Genomic DNA, 19,668 nt, shown 5'->3' on the forward strand with positions numbered 1-19,668 from the left:
GGCTCGAAGCGTGTCAGGCGATGAACCGTACCTCCGGGAAGGCCGGGTTCGGGCCGTCCAGTAGGCGCCCCCGACCGCGTAGGTGCAGGTCGAAGAACGCGAGCGGGTACGCCTGCTGGATCCGTACCGCCCGGACCGGGTCGAGGGTGCCGATAAGGTCGGCGAGTTCCTCGTCGCTCATCCCGGTGATGGTCGCCAGTTGCGGGTACAGCCACTGGTGGTCGATGTAGGACGAGTGGGCGGCGCCGTCGGCGTGCACGTTGAGCCGCCATCCGTGCAGGTAGTAGGACCAGATCTCATCGACGCTCGGCTCGGCGGCCCGGTTGTACTCGGCGGTCATCAGCATGAACGGCCGGTCGATGTCGCCGACCGGTGGGTTCGACTGCATCGGGCCGTCGAAGCTGAGCCCGGCCCGGACGCGCCGGTCCTGGGTCATCACGAGAGCGGTCGCGGTCGCGCCCTTCGACCAGCCGAACATGCCGATACGACGCAGGTCGAGCGCGGCGCCCAGGCCGATGGGCAGTCGGCGGCGCCCGGCGTCGGGGTTGCGGCCGGCGGCGAGGTCTTCGATGCAATCGAGGACGAACCGGATGTCGTGGGTGGAGTCCCACGGTGTGAACGACAGGTCGAGGGGGACGGTGAGCCGGCCGTCGGGGAACTCGCTGAACCCGTCGTACGTGTGATCCACCGTGACCACGACGTAGCCGTGACTGGCGAGTTCCTGGACCACGATGGTGGCCTCGGCACGGTTACTGTCGTTGCCGTGGGAGTAGACGATCACGGGCAGCCGTCCGGGTGTCCGCAGTACCGGCGCTCCCAGGTGGCCGGCCGTGAGGGGTGCCGCCACGGCGTCGGCGTCGAACCCGGCGGACGCGAGCAGCGCGCGCATCGGCGCGGCGGGCAGCCACGGCGCAACCGGGTGACGCCGGGCGTCGTGGGTGGCGGGGTACCAGACGCCGGCCATCAGTTCGCGGTAGTGCCCGGGGCCGGCGACGGGATCCGGACGGGATCTGTCGACGAGGTGCAGCGACACGGTGCCGACCCGGTGCGGCCCGGTGGGTGGGGGCAGGGTGAGCCGGGCCGGGCCGGGCGACGCCGGGGCCGCCCACCCGCGGCCGGCGCCGGCGAGCGGTACGGCGACCCCGCTGGCGAGTGCGGCCGCGAGCAGGTGTCGGCGGGTCAGTGCGGTGGTCATCGGTCCTCCCGGGTGTCGGTGGTCTCGACCCGCGCGATGAGCAGCTTCAGCCGTTCGATCTCTTCGGCGAGCGCGGTGTTGCCGGCGGCGGTGAGCGTGATCCAGGTACGGCCGCGCCGGCCTTCGTAGCCCTTCTCGATCTCGATCAGAGCGGCCTCCTCGAGCACGCTCAGGTGTTTGGAGAGGTTGCCGCCGGTCAGTTCCAGTTGGGTGCGTAGGTAGCCGAACTCGACCCGGCGGGCCTCGTGCGCGATGGTGAGGATGCCCAATCTGACCCGCTGGTGCACCACGTCGTCCAGGCCGTTGGCCGGATGGGTGGACGGCACGTTCGGGTGGGGGATGTCGGCCTCGGTGGTCACCGCTGCCACCGGCGGGCCACCGCGAAACCAACCGCGCCCAGCAGCAGCGCGGCGCCGCCGATGGCCTGCGGCAGCAGCAGGTCCGGGTGGTGTCCCAGGAAGCGGGGAATTCTGAAGGTGTCGATCGGCACCAGCACCAGCGCCAGATATCCGAGGGTGAACAGCAGCAGCGCGACGTGCCGCTCCAGCCAGGCCAGCACCAGCAGCGCCACCCCGATCGTGCCCACCGGCGCGACCAGGCGGTCCAGCAGCATCACCCAGGACGGCAACGGTTCGGTCGGCGGCGCGGTCGGCAGCGGCTGGCTCTGCCAGTACACGAACGCCAGCAGCCAAACGACGGCGGACAGGACCGCCAGCGCGACCCCGGTGAGCACGTACGGCAGCACCCGAGCGCCCAGCCCTCGCGCCCGGGTGACCCGCACGGCGTACAGGGCGATCGCCGTGTACGCCAGCAGCAGCGCCGGCAGCCAGTAGAACCCCCTGCTCAGACCCCGGAGGCGGCACGCCCCGCTGCCGCCCTCGGCGAACGCGCGCCCGCAGTCGGCGTAGAGGAAGAGCCAGCCGACCGGGATCGCCACCAACGCCACCACGGCCAACACCAGCAGCGCGACCCAGGTCACCCGCTGGTCGAGCCGCACCCGGTGGGCGAGGGTACGCACATCGGAGAGCAGCCGCCGGGGATCACTGTCGGCGGGTATTGAGTCAGTAGTCATGCCAATAGGTTTCCATAGCAAACCTATTGGCGCCAGTAACAACTTCGCCACGAGGGCGTGCAGGACATCCGGGGGGCCACCCCGGCTAGGACAATAAGGACTAACCGTCCAGGGATCTCAACGATGCGTCCAGTCTCCGCAGTAGCTCTCCCGCACGGCCGCCACCACTCGGGGCGTACGGGTAACGCATCAGAACGCCCACCACGGTGGGATCTGCCAGACCTCTTGCCCTCTCGATGTAGTCGGCGCCAACGTTGCGGTCGTCACCGGCATCGAGCTCGAAGGCTCGAGCCGCGTGGGCGGCCGAGCCGAGGATGTGCAGGACCTGGGTCGCCTTCGCCAAGGGGTGCAGGAACGCCGCACTGGCCGCAGCAACGGCCGCCCGCGCAGCGTCGCTCGCGGCGGCCTGTCCCGCATCGCGCGTCTCCTGATACGCCCGGTGCGCCGCCCACGCGCCGTCACGGATCGCCTTGCTCCGCTTGGCTCCATCCACGAACACCTGCGCGGCGTCGATCGCGGCCCGTGGGCGCCGATCATCAGGACGTACCCGTTCGAAGATCGCCAATGCGGGCCTCGCGCACGCCACCGCGTAACCGGCGACGGCCCGGAGTTCGGGCACGCTGAGTTCGATCGTCAGCTTGTCGTCAGCTGCTGCCATGCTGTCAACGGTATCGTTCAACTGCCGGTTTAAACTCTGCCGAGAGATTGGCCGGGAATCGAGGCGAAACCCTCAACACGTGGGGCGGCACAGGCGGACTGAGCCGGCATGCGAGACCCGGACTACCCACCCGGACGATGAGTGGATCGCGCTCGACGAGGACGAGCTCAGATGCGCTCTCGCCGGGTCAGCTGCGGACCCACCGGTGGTAGGCGTCCAGGTCGACGTTGCTGCCGCAGATGATGGTGACCACGTGGCGGCCGGCGAAGCGGTCGGGGTCTTCCAGGATGGCCGCGACGCCGAGCGCCGCTGAGGGTTCGACGACCAGGCCGGCGCGCTCCAGGAGCATTCGCATGCCCGCGACGATCGATGCCTCGCGGACCAGGACGGCGTCGTCGGCGACCGCGAGGAGGTCGTCCAGGACCGCGCGGATGGGGTACCGGCCGGCGACGCCGTCGGCGATGGTGCTGGTCGAGTCGGTGGTGACGACCCGGCGCTGGTGCCAGGAACGGGTCATCGCGGGTGCGCCGGCGGGCTGCACGCAGATCACCTCGACGCCGGGCGCCAGGGTCTTCAGGACATGGCCCACACCGGTGGCCATGGCACCGCCCCCCAGGGCGATCAAGACGGCGTCGAAGGACGGTGTCCGGTCCGCCAGTTCCAGTCCGATGGTCGCCGCGCCCTCGCAGGTTTCGATGTCCAGGCTGTCCTCGACCAGCCGGACGCCGCGCTGTTGCGCGATACCCGCCGCCCGCTCGCGGGCGGCCTCGAAGTCGCCGTCGACCAATTCCAACTCCGCACCCAACGCGCGGATCCGATCGAGCTTGGCAGCCGGCGCCCAGCGCGATGCCACGACCGTCACGTCGAGGCCACGGCGGCGACCCGACCAACCCAGCGCCTGGCCGAGGTTACCGGCGCTGGCGCACACCACGCCCACCCGGCCCTGGTCGGCCAGCAGGCCGGTGACAAGCTCGGTGCCGCGGGCCTTGAAACTGCGCACCGGGTTCGCCGTTTCCAGCTTGATACTCACCGCGCAGCCAAGCTGGCGCCCCAACGCGTCGCACTCGTACAGCGGAGTATCCAGAAAGATCGGGTCGATCGCCCGGCGGGCGACGCGAATCCGGTCAAGATCGAGGCGCGTCGTGAGCATCGTCAGCCAACATACCGCCCGGCGGCGTCGCCTTTGACCGTACGGCGGGTACCCGGATCCTCGACCTGCGGGTCAGGGGCGCCTGCCCGTGTACTTGTTGCTTCGCCCGGCCGGCAGGGCTGCCCGCCGACGGGTACCCTCGGCCGGTGTTCTCGCCTCAAGGCCCGTCTTTGGGTGAACTCTGCATCCAGGCACTGTCCTCGGTCGAGCGCGGTTACGACCTCCTGGCTCCGAAGTTCGACCACACGCCCTTCCGCACCCCGCAGAGCATTCTCGACGCGACCGCCCACACCCTGGCCGAACTCGGACCGTTCCGCCATGGGCTGGACGTCTGCTGCGGCACCGGCGCCGGCATGCTGGTTCTCGGGTCGCTGTGCCAAGGACGGATCACGGGCGTCGACTTCAGTGCCGGCATGCTCGCGCAGGCACGCGGCGCGCACCCGGACGCCACCTGGGTACGGGCCGACGCCCGGGCCCTCCCACTCGCCGAGGACTTCGACCTCGCGGTCACCTTCGGAGCGCTCGGGCACTTCCTGCCCACCGAACGACCCGCCCTCTTCGAGGGGGTGTACCGCGCGCTGCGCCCCGGCGGGCTCTTCGCCTTTCCGATCGGCACGCCGCCGCCCCGTACCTCGGTCTCGCACTGGGCGGCGCTCGGATTCGACCTGGCCATGCGGGTACGCAACGCCGTGTGGCGTCCGCCATTCGTCATGTACTACCGCACCACCTCGCTGTCCGCAGTCCAGGACGACCTGACGGCGGCCGGCTTCACCACGACGGCCGTCGCCCTGACCCTCCCGGGCGGGCAGGGCGACGGCAGCCCAGGGTGCCAACTCATCCTCGCGGGTAAGCCGGCAGCCCCGCACTGATACCCCTCGTCGAATCGCGCGGCTCGCCCGGTTGATGCGACGCACCAGTCACCGCGGCGACGAGCCCGGACTCCTCGCGATCATGGGTGTCACAGCAAGGTGCGCCAGTACGGCCAGAAGGCCTCGCCGATCAGCAGGGTCAGGATCAGCAGCCAGGCCACCGGGATCGCGGTGTGGAAGCGGATGATCGCCTCGGACGCGGTCCGCCAGGACGCCGGCACGGGAAGGTGACCACGGCCGAGATTGTGCAGCGAGGTGTAGCTGAACACGATGATCGTGACCACCCACACCACCATGCAGTACGGGCACAACGCACCGATCTGGTACAGGCTCTGCACGAGGAGCCAGTGCACCAGACCGATACCGAAGACCGTGCCGGCCTGCAGGCCGAGCCACCACCAGCGGGGCAGCCGGATCCCACCGAGTACGGCGACGCCGGTGGCGACCACCAGTGGGAACAGGGCCACCCCGAGCAGCGGGTTAGGGAAGCCGAACACCTCGGCCTGCGCGGTGTTCATGACCGATCCGCAGGACAGGATGGGGTTGATCGAGCAACTGGGTGTGTAGCCGGGGTCCCGCAGCAGCGCGATCTTCTCCACGATCAGCACGAACGCGGCGGCGCCGCCGAGCAGCCCGCCGATGGTCAGGACCCAGCCGGTCAACCGGTCGCTGATCGCGCTCTCCTCATCCAGATCGGTGCCGCCGACCGGGTCGGATCGGACGCCTGTGGTGCTGGCCATGGTGGCTCTCCCCTACCGCGCCAAGGCGTCGTCGATGGTCTTCTTGAGCGCCTCGTACGTGGGCTGCTGCTCGTACCGCGCGCCGTTGACGAAGAAGGTGGGCGTGCCCTGGACGCCGACCCGCTGGCCGTCCTCGGCGTCCGCCCGGACCCGGGCGTCCACCTCGGGGCTGGCGATGTCGGCGCGGAACCTCTCCACGTCCAGACCCAGCTCACCGGCGTACCCGACGAACGTCTCCACCTGAGACTGCTCCTTGTGACCCCACGCGGTCTGGTTGTCGAACAACTTGACGTACATCTGCTCGAATTTGCCCTGCCGTGCGGCCGCCTCCGCCGCGTGCGCCGAGTTGAACGCGTTCGGATGGCTCGCGATCGGGAAGTACCGCACCACGTACGTGACCCGGTCCCCGTACTCCGCGCGCAGCCGTTCCACCCCCGGGTACGCCGCGCCGCACGCCTCGCACTCGAAGTCCAGGAACTCCACCACCGTGACCTTGCCGTCGGCTGCGCTGGAGAGCCGGTGGCTGTCCGGCCGGACCACCGTCTGGGCCACCTCGCTCGCCGGAACGTCGTCGCCGCCGTCGCGGTTGACCACCAGGACGACGGCCAGCACGGCAATCGCGATCGCGACCAGGCTCAGCGTCACCTTCAGGTTGGTGTCCAGCCCGCCCCGACGCGCCTTGCGGACCGTCTTTCCGGCCGCTTTCGCCCGTTGGCTGGCCGGTCCGGCGGCTTTCGGTACACCGGATCCGGGGTTCTTGCGCTGCTTGCTTGTCGAACCACGGTTGGTCTTGGGCTTGGTCTTGTTCGGTGGCACGGTCGGTTCCTCTTTTCATTAGGTCAGGATCGGCTGTACTGCTTGCGACAAGGCGGGCGACATCCGGCGAGGTGCCCCGGCCGGTGCGGACCCGCGACCACGGCAGGCGGACGGGACCGGTTGCTCCCGCACGGGCGTGATCAGCGGTTGGTCGGGCAGACGGAAGCCACCGAGGGCCCAGCGGTGCGGTCAGAATGAACGCGCCGGGTGGGGCTACCGCGAAAGGGACGTCATGCCACGCCTATATGCGCAGTACGCCCAGCCACTCGGAACCGATCGACGGCGGCCGCACAAGGGGAACACCCACCCGGACCCACCAGTACGCCGCGTGCGCCACCAGCGGCCGGCGAACCGCGCCGGCCAGGGCCAGCCCGGCCAGCGCCACAACCACGAACAGGCAGGCACCGGTGACGGTCTCACCTGGACCGGGCCGGTCATCCGGCGCGCCGCCGTGGCCCGTCTCCATCGCCAGCGCTCCCGCCAGCGACGCCTGCAGAACAACGTTGGGACAGGCACTGTGACCCGCCATCGACGCCGGCGCGAGCGGTCCGTCACCACACGATGAGCCGCTGAACAACGCGACGGCGAACAACGCTCCGATGATCGTGAACCAGCGCAGCAACGGTACCGAGGACACCCGGCCGGCCGCGACAGTCACCAGGCCAGAATACGTGACCCGGAGCTGACCTCGCGGATCGCCGCCCTCCTCCGGGCCATGCTCACCGGCGCGGCCGGCAGTCAGCAATCGAACGCCGGTTGACCGCAATCTGGTGTACGGCGCGGACACCTCACCGTTCCTAGGGTCGGTACTCGTGACCAGCTATGACGTGACTGCCGTGTCCGGGGCGCGACCGGAGTCGGTCTACCGGCTGCTGACCGTTGGCGCGACGTGGCCGGAGTGGAGCCCGATCGACGCGGTGCGCATCGAGGGCGGTGGCGACGCCGGTTCCCCGCAAGGGGTGGGCGCGACCCGCGTGTTCCGCACCGGGCGGAACGAGAGCCATGAGGAGATCGTGGAGCTGGTGCCGGACCGGCGCATGGTCTACGTGATGAGGTCGGGCGCCTTCCGGACCTATCGCGCGACGGTCGACCTGGCGCCGGTCGGGCAGGGAACGCGCATCCACTGGTACGGCTCGTTCCGGGCTCCCCGGGGCACCGGGTGGCTGTGGCGGCTCTACCTGACGTGGTACATGCGCAGAATGGTGAACGGCCTGGCCGCGTACCCGGTTACCTGAGGCGGTACTGCGACGGGCGCATGCCGGTCTCGCGCAGGAACGCCGACGACAGGTGAGCGGGACTGGAGAAGCCACAGCGTACGGCTGCCTCGCTCACGGTCCGGCCGGCGTCGAGCAGCCGTGCTGCCTCCCGTACCCGCAGACGGGTCCGATAGCGTGCCGGCGTCTCGCCTGTCGCCTGCTTGAACACCCGCAGGAAGTGGTACGGGCTCAGCCAGGCCGCGGCGGCGAGGTCCGCGAGGGTGAGTGGCTGGTCGAGCTGCTCACGCATCAGCGTGATCGCCTTTCGTACGCGAGCGTCCTCGCGGCCCGGTGACGTCCCGCCGGAACGGGTGGCCAGATGTACGGCGAGGAACTCGGCCGCGGCGTCCGCGTACATCGCGTCGGCCCGCTGGTCGGCGGCGGCCGCCACGGACCGCAGCAGCGGAGCGAGCAGGTCATCATCGTCGGTACACGAGGCCGGTCGCCGGCCGAGCTCGCCGGTCACTCGTTCCACCACGTCCACGGGCAGGTGCACGTGAACGCTGCTCATCGGCGTGGACGCGGTGTAGCGCACCTCGGTGGGTACGCCCGGCGTGGCGCGGCCGACGTGTCCCGCGACGATCGGATGCTCACGCCAGCCGTCCGCCGTCTGGAGACGCATCAGCCCCGCGCCGCCGGTGATCAGCCAGAGATGGTGGTCGGTGGAGGCAGGTAGCGTCATCGCGCCGGCCGCGCCGAGGTGCTCGAACCGCTGCACCAGTAGGGACCGCCAGCCGGCATCGTCCCAGCTCGACAGGTGGCGGACGACGAACCGGTCCGCGTCGAAGCCGGCGTAGCCGCCCATGTCGAAGCGGGTCGTCCGGCGCACGTCGCGAGTCTACAAGGAGGGGTCCGCGGGACGGCGACCGATCGGCGCTGGTCCACGGCGTGCGAGCGTCACGATCTGTGTGTCGCCTTCTTGAAGATCTCGAACACGGCCAGGTAGTTCTTGCCGCTGAAGCCCTCGGCGATCGCCCGCTCGGCGATTGCCTTCATCAGCCGCGGCTGATCGGAGTGGACGCCCTGCTCCACGCACGTGCGGGTGATGTGATCGAGTGCGTTCACGTTCATCTCCATGGTCCCGAAGTCGCCGGGATAATGCCCCCTGTCCAGGTCGGGTGCCTGCTCCACGAGCGTCGCGTCCACCACGGTGGGCATGAACCAGTTGATGGCGAGATCGGCGAACTGGGCCGCTGGGACGTTGGCCGAGGCGACCAGCGCGGTGGCGTGCAGGAAGCCGTTCATGGTCGCGTACATCATGTCGAGCAGCGCCGTGTTGTACAGCACCGCCAAGCTCGGGTCCGAGCCGAGATACCGGGGGTCGCCGATGCTCGCCAGCGTCGGCGTTCAGCCACAGGTAGCGGTGGCCGCCGACGTGCCCGATCCATACCAGCGTGACCTCGTCCCACGGGATCGTGACCACGCGCCGGCGCCAAGGCCGCACCCGCAGGCGGACGCCGTCGGGTCCAAGGCCGGCGGGTGGGCCGGCGAGCTGTGCGATCAGCGAGAGCAGCGAGACGGCGCCCCAGCCAGCGACCGCGAGCAGCAGCGGGGCGAGGAGCCACAGCCGCGGCCCGTGCGCGCCGAGCAGGGCGGCGTAGCCGAGCACCAGCGCGACGGCGATCAGTGGCCGCGAGGACCTTCCAACGATCCGCCACCGCGCCCCCATCAGCCGCAGCTCGTCCGGGTCCGTTCGTGTCATTGGCGCCTCCCCTGCCTCAGGACGGGGCTCACTGTAGGGGGGTTGTCCAATCCAGCGGCCCCGCGCCTCGGCAACCGTCGCGCTGACCAGCGAACGCCCGCTTCCGGAACTCGTCGTCGCCGCGCCGTGGACCGTTGACCGGACGACACGAGCGGTTGATGGCGCGTCACTGCCTCGGCAACTCAGCGCGGTGCGGGAGGGTCGATAGTGGACGCTGGCCCGCGCTTGCTCCGTTTCGGCCGCCGCGTTCAGGGATGGCTGGTCACGGGCAACTGGCCGGTGCTGCGGAGGATGTCGCGGTAGACGGCGAGTGCGGGCTTGGGCCGGTAGGTGTCGGTGACGATGCCCAGTGTTCCGGTGGGTTCCGTGGAACTGCTGTCGGCGTCCCTGAGGCTGAACAGTTCATAGTGGGTGATGTTCAGAGACTCGTGTTCGGCGACGATGACGCCGAGCATGTCCGACAGTGAGTCGCACTGTGCCTGCTCGGTGCGCGGTGGCCCGCTCGGGGTGCCGTTCTCGACGATGTGGATGGGAGTGCTGGGCGGGATGTGCGCGCGGGGCAGCGACCCGCCCCGCAGGTGGTGCAGGGCGTGGGTGGTGAGGGATGCGGTGTCTCCCGGGTTGCCGCGCGGGGCGACGGGCGAGAAGGCGTCGGGGTACAGGCCCAGGCCGACGTAGTCCACGTGGGCCGCGAAGTCCTGGTACGGGAGTGCGGAGAGGTATGACCAGAACTGGTCGTCGCCGCCCAACCATTCCGCTGGTTCGGCGACGGAGAAGCCGATCCGCACGTGCCGGAGGCCCCGCCGGTCCAGTGCGGCGCGTGCGTGCGGGATGCCGAGGGTCAGGGCTTCGAGCACGCCGGGTGCGCTTCCATCGATGAGCGGGATGGGGAAGTTCGGCTCAAGCGTCACCTGGAGGTACCGGGTCAGGTGACCGTAGCGGTCGATGACGCTGTCGAGGAAGGCCAGCCATCCGGAGACTTCGGCGGCCCGGGGGATGTAGCTGACCACGAGGTCCAACTCGCGGCCTCCCTCGACGTACCACTGGTCGGGCATCGTGAGCTGAGCGAGTTCGTTCTCGGCGCCGAGTGAGGTGACGACGTCCGGCGGTGTCGCGTCGCCGAAGAAGTGGACGTACTCGCGGATGACGAAGGGGCGGCCGCCCGCGAGGTCGTCGACGAGGTGGCCGATCGCGGCGACATCGGGTGGGTGGGAGCAGACCGTGCCGGCCCGCCCGCCCGGATAGATACCGAACTTCACGCTTCTGCACTCCGATGTTGGTCGGTTCGCTGGGTTGGCCAGCCGATCTCGTGTGACCGGATCCGCCGTACCAGGGTCCTGATCCAGGCGACTTCGGCGGCGACGATGGTGCGCCAGTAGGCGACTTCGAGCATGTGCACTTCGGGTACGTCGCCGTCGGGTGGCTCCGAGAGGACGGCCAGCTCCTGGTCGAGCCGGTCGGCCCGACCAAGCAGGATGGACGCCGCCTGATCGATCGGAAGAACTCCGACGTAGGCGACCGCCATGACGAAGTCCACGGACGCGGCTGCGGTGTCGCGCACCCCAGCGGCGACCTTGCGGCGGAAGTCAGCGAGACCTGCGGCGGTCAACTCGTAGGCCGTACGGGGCGGCCGGTTGCCCACCCGCTCGGGAAGCCGGGAGGAGACCAGGCCTGCCTTCTCGAGCGCCTTCAGCAGGGACGTGACCGTGCTGCGGGTGACCGGAAGGTATCCGTATCGCTCGCGTAGGCGTGTCGTGATGTCGTAGCCATGCGCCGGCTGCTCGACGAGGAGTCCGAGGATCGGCAGCACCAGGCTGTTCCGTGACGCGTCCAAAGGCACCCAGGCAACCTATAGGCGTATACGTCTAACTGCAAGGCCGAGGTCAGTTCCCTGCAGCAGTGCGTCGGCCGCTACGCCACTTGGTGCCATACGGCAGCAGGAACAGGTACAGACCGGTGAGCAGGAGCAGGACGAGCGGGAGCAGCGGCATGTAGAACACCCATGCGGCGGGCTCCTCCTGGACCAAGGCGACGAAGGTGCCAATGATGGTCAGCGTGAAGGCGATAGACAGCCAGCGATGGACCTGGCGGACCGATTTGCTCCAGTTCCGATGAATCCCGATCTCCATGGCGGTCACGCTAGTCGCGGCGATCCGAACCGAGCTTCTCGATTCCTGATCGATCTGGCTGCCTTCCTCGCCACTCATGACGGTGTCCCAACCGTCGGGCGGGTTGTCCGGTGCCAGTAGATGCCGAGCCACGTTCGACCAACTCGACGGAACGCTTGTCGGCACGGCGTAACAGCGCCACCGCACGCTCGGTAGGCGGTCATCGGACAGGCGTACGGCTTCTGCCGCCGTAGGCACGGTCCGGCGAAGACCAACCGCGGCTGGCCCGAATCCGGCGACGTGGCACCGCAACCTCACGCCGCAGCGCGAGGACCTCGACCAGCAGCGCCCTGCCGCCCGCAGATCAGCGGCCCTACGCCGCTGGATCGGCCGGCGAGCCGCCCGACTCGTACGACGTCGAGCCGGCCACCGAACTGATGGTGCGCGCGTCGACGGCGCCTACCGCAGCGCCGCGCAGCCGGGCTCGTCCGGCAGCAGCGGGCGGATCACCAGGCTGACCTGCCGATCCCCCGCCCGCCAGCTCGTCTGGTGATCGGCCGACCGGGCGGCGGCGAGCAGGTCCCCGGCGGCGGCCGCATCGATCTCGAGGCACGGCCGTGCGGGCCAGCCGGGCACCTGCTCTGGTGGCACGGGCAACGGCCAGGGTCGCACCGGTTCCCGCCCGGCGGCCTCCGCCAGCACGACCACCGCGTACCGGTCCGGCGCGTACTCCCCCGCCTCGGTCCCCACCTGCTCCGCGGCGGCGGCGAACTCGACGATCCGTCGGCGATCGTCGCCTCCCGTCTCGGACTGCAGGCCGGCTTGAGTCCGGAAGGTACCTTCGGTGGACCGGATCCGCACGCTCAGCGAGGCGGCGTCCAGGACATCGAGACCGTACGCGTTGTCCTCGAAGAGGTTCGCGCGGGCCGCCTGCTCGAACAGTCCCGACAGTTCGCCGTCGGTCAGCATGCGGCGCCGCGCGGTGAACACGGCACCCTGGTCCTGGCCGGCGACGATTGCCGACCCGTCGCCGTAGACGACCAGCGCCGGCACGCGGTACCGAGCGGACAACGGCCCGAACCCGCCGCTCCGATCGATCCGCAGCACCGCGGTCGCCGGATCGTCGGGCCGGTCCGGAGGGGTGGCCACACAGCCGGCCACCGACCCGACCATGACCAACACGAGGCATCTCCGAAGTCGCATCACGACGGTTGGACGTGGGTCGGTCACGGGTCGTTCCGTCAGGTGCGGGTCATCGAAGATCGATCCACGGGCAGGGCTGGGCGTCAGGCGTCGAGTCGGGTGCCGCCGGCAGTGGGGACCGTTCGGTGGCGATCGATGCGTCAGCCGCCGGTGGGGTCGACGTGGTCCCGCCACGAGTGCTGGGGCTGGTAGCCCAGCAGCCGTCGGGCCTTGTCGATGCTCAGCAGTGTCTCGTGCTCGCCGAGCTTCTTGCGGACCTCGACCCCCGGATGGACCTCGCCCATGAGGCTGGCACTGGACCTGCTCATGACGGTGTCGGCGTTGGCGATGATGAAGACGTCGGCGCCGGGCCGATCGTGGGCGAGCGCCCGCTCGACCGCCTGGGCGCCGTCGCGAGCGTCGATGTAGCCCCACAGGTTCCATCGGCGCAGCTGCGGGTCGGCGTCGAAGGACGGGAACTGGGCGTAGTCCTCGACGTCCATCACGTTGGAGAAACGCAGGCCCACCATGACCAGATCGGGGTCCCATCGGCAGAAGTGGCGCGCCATTTCCTCCTCGAGCGCCTTGTTCAGGGAGTACGTCGATTCTGGGCGCGGTGGATACTCCTCGTCCACCGGAACGTACGGCGGCGGGGTGTCGAACGGCAGCCCGAGCACCGTCTCGCTCGACGCCCACACCACCCGCTTGATCCCTGCGGCCCGAGCTGCGGCGAAGACGTTGTACGTCGCCGCGGAGTTGTTCGCGAACGTGGTCGCGTTGGGCAGCAGCCCAGGGGCGGGGACCGCTGCCAGATGCACCACCGCCTCGACGTCGCCGGCGTGCTCGTCGGCGCCGCCGGTGAACGCCTCCACCACCTGCCCGTAGTCGGTGAGATCCACGAGGAGGAACTCGCCGTCGACGTCGCGGGGATCACGTCCGCCAGCGCGGTCCACCGCCAGCACGTCGACACCCACATCGCGCAGATGCGCGACCACCGCACGACCGAGCTTGCCGGTGGCCCCGGTGACGACAACGCGCCTGGGGAGTGCGGATTCGAGAACAGGGTCGGTCATGGTCACATCCTCTCCGGCGGTGCGCCGCGCCCCGCAAGGGGGGTGCAGCCTGGATCGAGCGCGGTGCGGACGGTCGCGGTGATGAACACTGGCGCGACCGGCTGGATGTGGGCGCTGTCGTGCTCCCGGAGCACGGTCCTGCGGAAGTAATCCTGTTCCACGAGGGCGGCACCACGTCCGAGACGCCGGGCCTCGCGGGCGGCCGTGGTCTTTCCGCTGCCGGAGTTTCCCCGGATGATCACCAACGTGGGCGAAACGGGTGTTGTGGGAGTCGACGTCGTCATGGACTGCTCTCTCAGGCGGTTGTGCTCTGTCGGGGCATCTGCGCGGTGGGCGCGGTGGTGTCGTAGCCGGCGGCTTGGAGGGTGAACAGTTCGGCGTACCGGCCGCGGGCGGTCATGAGGTGATCGTGGGTGCCGGCCTCGACGAGGCGGCCGTGGTGTAGGACGTAGATGCGGTCGGCGTGACGGACGTTGGCCAGCCGGTGGGTGATCAGGATGGTGATGCCGCGCCCGTGCCGGTCGCGGATGGCTTGGAACAGGGCGTCCTCGGCGCGGGGATCGAGTGCGGAGGACGGCTCGTCCATGATGAGCACGTCGGCGTCGCGCAGGAACCCGCGGGCGGCGGTGACGCGTTGCCATTGCCCACCGGAGAGGTCCTGGCCGCCGGCGAAGGTGCGGTCGAGCAGCGTCTCGTACCCGTGGGGCAGGTCGTTGATCATGTCGTGGGCGACGGCGCGGGCGGCGGCTTCCTCGATGCGGTCCTGGCCGGGTGTGGTGGTGATGTCGCCGATGGCGATGTTCGTGGCGGCGGTGAACGGCCACTTGTGGTACTCCTGCGTAACGACGCCGATCCGGCCCCGTAGCGCGGCCATGCCCCAGTCGTCGATCGTGCGGCCGTTGTAGTGGACGCTGCCGCCGGAGGGGGCGCGTAGGGTGGCGATCATCATGGCGAGGGTGGACTTGCCGGAGCCGTTCTCCCCGACGAACGCCACCGTCTGCCCCGCTTCGACGGTCAGGCTGACCTGGTCGACCGCCGGTGTGTCGCGGTCGGGGTAGCGGAGACTGACCGCCTCGACGGTGATCTCCCGCAGCCGCTGCGGTGTTCCGGCGCGGCCAGTACAGGTGCGGGGTTCAGGGAGATAATCGGCGGCGCGGGCCATGAAGCCGGTGTAGTCACGGAAGTGCTGCCCTTCGGTGTAGACACGGTCGATCTGGAAGGTGACCACGGAAAGGGACCGTTGCGCGGACTGGACGGCGATGACGCAGGTCGCGGCAGCGGCGAGGGGGATCTGACCGTCGATGAGCAACAGGCCGAGCAACACGTAGACGGCAGCGGTGGCGATCCCGCCGATCATCGCGCCGACGGTGGTGGTCGTGGTGACCCTGCGGGCAAGTGCGAGTTGGATGCCGGTCTCGACGCCCATCACCCGGTCGTACTGGTCGAGCAGGAAACTACGCAGGCCGTAGGAGCGTAGTTCGGGGGCGGAGTCGCGTTCAGCCATCAGCCGGTGAAGCAGCCACAACCGGCGCCGCCGGACCGATCCGGCCGCGTAGGTCTGATAGCGCAGGTGCCCGGCCCGCAGCGACGCCCACCCGTTCGGAACGGTGGCGACCAGGAGCGCAGGCAGCAGTAGTGGATGGACCACCACGACAGCGACCGCGACCGCCAGCACGCCCGCGAGGCCGGCGAGCAGGTTCATCGACGCCTGCACAAGCCCGGTGGTGGAGTCGGCACCACGGGAGGCGCGTTCCATGTCGTCGGCGAACGCGTCGGCATCGAAGGCTTCAAGTCGTACGGCGGTAGTCACCTCGAACAGCCCGCGTTCCACCTTCTGGTCGACCTTCGGGCTCAGCCCGTTCTGTGCATATCCCATCGCGGTGGCCATGCCGGCGCGTAGCGCCGTGACGGCGGCGAGAGCTGCCAAGGCGGGCAGCGCCGCGACGACCTTGTCGGCGGTCGGCCCGCCGGCGAACAGTTCCACCAACACCCGCTGCACCGCGAGGAGCCCGAACGCCGACATGACCCCCGCGCCGACCGTCGTCACCCCCACGATCAAGGTACGGACCCGGTCAGCGTGCCAGCTCACCCCGAGGGCGGCCCAGACCAGTCGGGGCAGCTCGGACAGCACGGCGAACGGGCCCGCCTGCGCCCGCGCCCGCACCCCTGTCTCCCACCACATCTCCCGTAACTCCGGCAGCACCGACTCCCCCTGCGTCGACACGGGCAGGTCGGGCGTCCGGTCTGGCTGGTCGGTTGTGGGCATGCAGGTACCTCCCGAAGGTGAGCAGGGTTCGCCGCCGTGGCGGTACGTCGACGGCGGACAACGCGGGGCGTCGCCTCCGGCGGTGACGCCCGGTGTCGCTGGCCGGGGATCCGCCGGAATGCTTCGTCAGTCGGCTCGACCGGTAGGACCCGCCGGTTCGGGTCGATAGGTTGCGGAGCCCGTCCAGCCGCCCGCGGGGCAGGTCAGCGGTGATGCCCGAGTGTCCGCAGAACATGGACTCGACCGTAGGACGCCTGCCGTCCGACACGCCCGTAGCGGCTCTGTCTCACATTCGGGATGCTGTTGGTGATCTTGGTTCATTGATCGGTCTGGGCGGGGCGGTGCCTGCACCGGAGGCGCCTCGGTGTTGAAGTAGTGAAATGTCGATGAGTCGTGGTTTGGGTTCGGCTGTTCCGGTGGAGACGGCTCCGGGCAGCTGCGATGGCGGGAGGCGAGGGTGTCCAGAGCTCGTAAGAGCCGAAAGGGCACCACACGGCGGCGTTCGGGCGGCACGACGGCCGACGACGATGCGGAGCCGCTCGAGTGCCGTGGTCTCGGGTGAAGGTCATGTCGACGCCAGCCGGGAGCTGAGGAAGGCCGTCGAGGCCTACTGGGCCGAAAAGATCGACGCCTCGAAGTGCCTTCGACTCGAGCAGCGACCCGCCCCAAACATCCACAGACCCCCGCGACGGAGGGGTTCCCGCCGCGGGGGTCTGTGGTGTGGGCGTCAGTTCGGGGCGTGTACCCCGTTGGCCGCATAGTCCCTGGTGGCACCACGGACGTACATCTGGGTGGATGACTGGTTGCCGGAGAGGTACTGCTGGATGGATCCGGCGAATGGCGTGCTGGAGGCGTTGCGGCCGTACACGTCGGTGTAGACCGTGGTGGGGCCGCTGTTCTGCACCGAGAAGGTGCCCGTCCGGTACTCCCGCAGGGTGCCCTTGAACGGCGAGCGTGGGTCGTCCCAGGCGAGGTTCTGCCCGGCCTGGCGGGCCTGGTTGCAGTAGTCACCACCGGCGAGGTTGGTGTAGCACAGGTCCACGATCCGGCCCAGGTTGTTCGGCTTGGTCGGGTCGTAGTAGCGCGACGGGTTGACCACGTAGAACAGTGGCGCGAGTCGGAAGTTCAGCCCGGGACCCGTCACCTGGACGTCGGAGAACCAGAAGTCGTCCATGTCGGAGACGGTGAACGGCACCGGGTTGGGGTAGAGCGGGTCGTTGTGGGTACGGCCTTCCCGGATCGCCTGCACGCAACCCGGCTCGGTGATCAGCCGGCCCAGCGACCGGGTCTCCGAGGGTGAGTCCGCCGGCACCGGGGGCGCGACGTTGATGAACTGGCCGCCGAAGCCCGGGCATTCGCTGGGGCTGAAGCCCCCGGCCCGCCCGAGCGGGATCATCGCGTTGTACCGGGCCTCGACGACCTGCCCGTTGGTCTGGGAGCAGCGCTGGTTGAAGAGCAGCTCGTGGACGTTGTTGGTGAAGGCGTCCGGCGAGTGGGTGCCCTGGTGGAACTTGAGCAGTACGTCGCAGGTCGCGATCGTGGTGCCTTGCGGCGGGAAGAGGCTGCTGCCGTTGTCACCCTGGATCACGTTGACGTTGTTGACCGAGAGCACCTTGTGTCCGACGTGGTCCTCGTGCCGGTGACTGTGCTCGGGCATGCTGTCCAGCATCACTTCGCTGGTGTAGCCGAAGGCCGGCCAGCCGGCGGTGGAGAACAGGTCCGATGGACGGGGGTCGTCACCGTGTTCGTGGCCGAAGTTGCAGCCACTGGGATCCCGGTTCGGGTGCCAGGTCGGGTAGACCTTGCCGTCCGGTCCGTACGTCCAGTAGCGGGCGTGGATCTCGACGGAGCACTCCCCCGACCGCGGCAGGTAGCCCTTTTCGTTGGCGGTGGCGATCAGGGTGTACGCCCGGCTGGCGGCTGCGCCCGCTGGCGGCAGCGCCGTTCCCCAGGTGGGGTTCCCGGGCGGTGCCGAGGTCGGCGGCGAGGTGGGCTGTTGCGTCGGCCCGGTGGTGGGGTTGGGACCCGACTCTCCGGCGCAGGAGCTGATCTGGGGTCGGGCGCTGGAGTTGCCGTTCGTCATCGTGGTGAAGCCGAACGTGTTACCGCTGCCGTTGGAGCGCATCGTCAGCACGGTGCCGTTGCTGTTCAGGCTGGCGCTGCCGCTCCAGGTGGTGCTGATCCGCTGTGGCGCGGTGACGGCCACCACCACGGTCCAGCTGCTGGCGCCGCTGACCGTAACCGAGGTGTTGTACCGGTCACCCCAGACCGTGCCGGCCGCCGTCGACGCGGTGCAGCTACCGCCCGGCGGCGGGGTCGTCGTGGGCGATGTGGTCGGCGGCGTGGTGGTGGGGTTGGGGGTGCCGCTGTTCAGTGCGGCGAGTACGGCGTCGTACGCGGCCTTCTTGCCGCCGCTGCTGTTGAACAGCAGTGGGCTTTCGCCGGAGCGCCAGGAGTCCGAGTCGCGGATGCCCCAGACGGTGATTCCGGTGCAGCGGGGCACGGCGAGGCAGTCGTTGGTCGTGTTGCGGTACGCGTCGCTGGGTGCGTTGCGGATGTCCAGTTCGGTGATGTGGACGTCGACGCCGAGGGCCGCGAAGCTGGACAGGGTGGTGCGGAAGTTGCTCGGGTAGTTCGAGCCGCCGGTGAAGTGGGCCTGGAAGCCGACGCAGTCGATCGGTACGCCGCGCTGCTTGAAGTCCTGGACCATCCGGTAGACGCCCTGGGTCTTGGCCGCGGTCCAGTTGTCGGTGTTGTAGTCGTTGTAGCAGAGCTTGGCGTTCGGGTCGGCGGCGTCGGCGGCCCGGAACGCGGCTTCGATCCAGTCGTTGCCGGTGCGTTGCAGGTTGGAGTCGCGCCGGGCGCCGCTGCTGCCGTCGGCGAAGGCCTCGTTGACGACGTCCCACCAGGTGACCTGGCCGCGGAAGTGGCTGGCAACCTGGGTGACGTGGTTGAGCATGGCCGAGCGCAGGGTGCTGCCGCTCAGGCTCTGCATCCAACCGGGCTGCTGGGAGTGCCAGGCCAGGGTGTGTCCTCGGACCTGCATGCCCTGGCTGCGGGCGTGTTGCACGATCCGGTCGGCGTTGCCGTACGAGAACTGGCCGCGTTGCGGTTCGGTCGCGTCGATCTTCATTTCGTTCTCGGGCGTGACCTGGTTGAACTCGCGGTTCAGGATCGTCGTGTACGCGCTGTCGCCGAGCTTGCCGGCTGCCACGGCGGTACCGAAGAACCGGCCCTGCTCGGCAGCCGACGCACCCAAGGTGGTGGCGGCCTGCGCCGAGGTGGTCACCACCACCGCGGCGCCGGTAGCGAGTAGCAGGCTCATAGCGCCCAGCATCAGCCGGGACGGGCGGATCCGTCTCAACGTGAGGCGCTCACGCGTCCCAACCGTCTGGTTCATCATCCTTGTGTGCCTCTCTCTGAGGGCTGACAGGATCCACGGATCAAACATCGACGTTGACGACTCGGGCGTAGTCGGTCTTGGTTCTCCTGGCGTTGCTGGGAGAGAACCACGCCATTGGAGTCTCGCGGTTGGAACAGCTCAGGACCGGTCCGCCACAGGATCGTCGGTTCTCCTCCTG

19 protein-coding genes and 1 pseudogene are annotated in these 19,668 nt (G+C 69.4%); 2 read left to right on the plus strand and 18 right to left on the minus strand.

All coding sequences use genetic code 11. From position 1 onward, the window contains the following. Positions 1-13: 13 nt before the first annotated feature. The 5 genes from H4W31_RS31620 to H4W31_RS31640 form a co-directional block, all read right to left on the minus strand. Entirely contained in the window at positions 14-1,195 is a 1,182-nt protein-coding gene (locus H4W31_RS31620; RefSeq protein ID WP_192769971.1) for an alpha/beta hydrolase family protein, read from the minus strand. Further along, positions 1,192-1,563: a transcriptional regulator gene (locus tag H4W31_RS31625; RefSeq protein ID WP_404825637.1), complete on the minus strand. Its 372-nt coding sequence runs from the start codon at positions 1,561-1,563 to the stop codon at positions 1,192-1,194. The genes H4W31_RS31620 and H4W31_RS31625 overlap by 4 nt, the downstream gene beginning before the upstream one ends. After that, the gene (locus H4W31_RS31630; RefSeq protein WP_192769972.1) at positions 1,551-2,267 is read right to left on the minus strand and encodes a hypothetical protein; all 717 of its coding nucleotides are present in this window, start codon (positions 2,265-2,267) and stop codon (positions 1,551-1,553) included. The genes H4W31_RS31625 and H4W31_RS31630 overlap by 13 nt, the downstream gene beginning before the upstream one ends. Before the next feature lie 100 nt (positions 2,268-2,367). After that, positions 2,368-2,925: a putative immunity protein gene (locus H4W31_RS31635; RefSeq protein WP_192769973.1), complete on the minus strand. Its 558-nt coding sequence runs from the start codon at positions 2,923-2,925 to the stop codon at positions 2,368-2,370. A 187-nt stretch (positions 2,926-3,112) separates the two neighbouring features. Further along, positions 3,113-4,075, minus strand: a complete 963-nt coding sequence (locus H4W31_RS31640) for a threonine ammonia-lyase (protein ID WP_192769974.1) — start codon at positions 4,073-4,075, stop codon at positions 3,113-3,115. A 146-nt stretch (positions 4,076-4,221) separates the two neighbouring features. Between H4W31_RS31640 and H4W31_RS31645 the strand changes: the two genes are divergently transcribed. Continuing rightward, positions 4,222-4,944 (plus strand): class I SAM-dependent methyltransferase, encoded by a 723-nt coding sequence (locus H4W31_RS31645; RefSeq protein ID WP_192769975.1) that lies wholly within the window; start codon positions 4,222-4,224, stop codon positions 4,942-4,944. 89 nt (positions 4,945-5,033) lie between these two features. On the opposite strand, the gene H4W31_RS31650 is transcribed toward H4W31_RS31645, so the two are convergent. The 3 genes from H4W31_RS31650 to H4W31_RS31660 form a co-directional block, all read right to left on the minus strand. Further along, positions 5,034-5,684 (minus strand): vitamin K epoxide reductase family protein, encoded by a 651-nt coding sequence (locus H4W31_RS31650; protein ID WP_192769976.1) that lies wholly within the window; start codon positions 5,682-5,684, stop codon positions 5,034-5,036. A 12-nt stretch (positions 5,685-5,696) separates the two neighbouring features. After that, positions 5,697-6,347, minus strand: coding sequence for a DsbA family protein (locus H4W31_RS31655; RefSeq protein ID WP_192772541.1), 651 nt, complete (start codon positions 6,345-6,347; stop codon positions 5,697-5,699). A gap of 394 nt (positions 6,348-6,741) precedes the next feature. Further along, positions 6,742-7,287 (minus strand): hypothetical protein, encoded by a 546-nt coding sequence (locus tag H4W31_RS31660; protein WP_192769977.1) that lies wholly within the window; start codon positions 7,285-7,287, stop codon positions 6,742-6,744. A 25-nt stretch (positions 7,288-7,312) separates the two neighbouring features. Between H4W31_RS31660 and H4W31_RS31665 the strand changes: the two genes are divergently transcribed. Next, entirely contained in the window at positions 7,313-7,735 is a 423-nt protein-coding gene (locus H4W31_RS31665) for an SRPBCC family protein (RefSeq protein WP_318783516.1), read from the plus strand. Here H4W31_RS31665 and H4W31_RS44505 read toward each other — a convergent pair. The 10 genes and pseudogenes from H4W31_RS44505 to H4W31_RS44915 all read right to left on the minus strand — a co-directional run bounded on the left by H4W31_RS44505 (position 7,728) and on the right by H4W31_RS44915 (position 19,412). Beyond that, positions 7,728-8,585, minus strand: coding sequence for a helix-turn-helix domain-containing protein (locus H4W31_RS44505; RefSeq protein WP_318783517.1), 858 nt, complete (start codon positions 8,583-8,585; stop codon positions 7,728-7,730). The genes H4W31_RS31665 and H4W31_RS44505 overlap by 8 nt on opposite strands. A 68-nt stretch (positions 8,586-8,653) precedes the next feature. Further along, positions 8,654-9,049: an imine reductase family protein gene (locus tag H4W31_RS31675; RefSeq protein ID WP_225945773.1), complete on the minus strand. Its 396-nt coding sequence runs from the start codon at positions 9,047-9,049 to the stop codon at positions 8,654-8,656. Between the two features lie 657 nt (positions 9,050-9,706). Beyond that, the gene (locus tag H4W31_RS31680; RefSeq protein ID WP_192769979.1) at positions 9,707-10,717 is read right to left on the minus strand and encodes a hypothetical protein; all 1,011 of its coding nucleotides are present in this window, start codon (positions 10,715-10,717) and stop codon (positions 9,707-9,709) included. Beyond that, on the minus strand, positions 10,714-11,298 hold the full coding sequence (locus tag H4W31_RS31685) for a PadR family transcriptional regulator (RefSeq protein ID WP_192769980.1): 585 nt from the start codon (positions 11,296-11,298) through the stop codon (positions 10,714-10,716). Before H4W31_RS31685 ends, H4W31_RS31680 begins: the two co-directional genes overlap by 4 nt. A gap of 43 nt (positions 11,299-11,341) precedes the next feature. Beyond that, positions 11,342-11,665 (minus strand): hypothetical protein, encoded by a 324-nt coding sequence (locus tag H4W31_RS31690; RefSeq protein ID WP_225945774.1) that lies wholly within the window; start codon positions 11,663-11,665, stop codon positions 11,342-11,344. A gap of 360 nt (positions 11,666-12,025) precedes the next feature. Beyond that, positions 12,026-12,748 (minus strand): hypothetical protein, encoded by a 723-nt coding sequence (locus H4W31_RS31695; RefSeq protein WP_192769981.1) that lies wholly within the window; start codon positions 12,746-12,748, stop codon positions 12,026-12,028. A gap of 161 nt (positions 12,749-12,909) precedes the next feature. Next, positions 12,910-13,821 (minus strand): NAD-dependent epimerase/dehydratase family protein, encoded by a 912-nt coding sequence (locus H4W31_RS31700; protein ID WP_192769982.1) that lies wholly within the window; start codon positions 13,819-13,821, stop codon positions 12,910-12,912. Between the two features lie 47 nt (positions 13,822-13,868). Next, positions 13,869-14,105 (minus strand): annotated as a pseudogene (locus H4W31_RS31705) (zeta toxin family protein); the annotation flags it as partial. Positions 14,106-14,116: 11 nt separating this feature from the next. Further along, positions 14,117-16,087, minus strand: coding sequence for an ABC transporter ATP-binding protein (locus tag H4W31_RS31710; RefSeq protein WP_192769983.1), 1,971 nt, complete (start codon positions 16,085-16,087; stop codon positions 14,117-14,119). 727 nt (positions 16,088-16,814) lie between these two features. Then, positions 16,815-19,412, minus strand: coding sequence for an endo-1,4-beta-xylanase (locus tag H4W31_RS44915; protein WP_404825638.1), 2,598 nt, complete (start codon positions 19,410-19,412; stop codon positions 16,815-16,817). Between the last annotated feature and the right edge of the window lie 256 nt (positions 19,413-19,668).

Source organism: Plantactinospora soyae (assembly GCF_014874095.1).
In the GTDB taxonomy this organism is placed as follows: domain Bacteria; phylum Actinomycetota; class Actinomycetes; order Mycobacteriales; family Micromonosporaceae; genus Plantactinospora; species Plantactinospora soyae.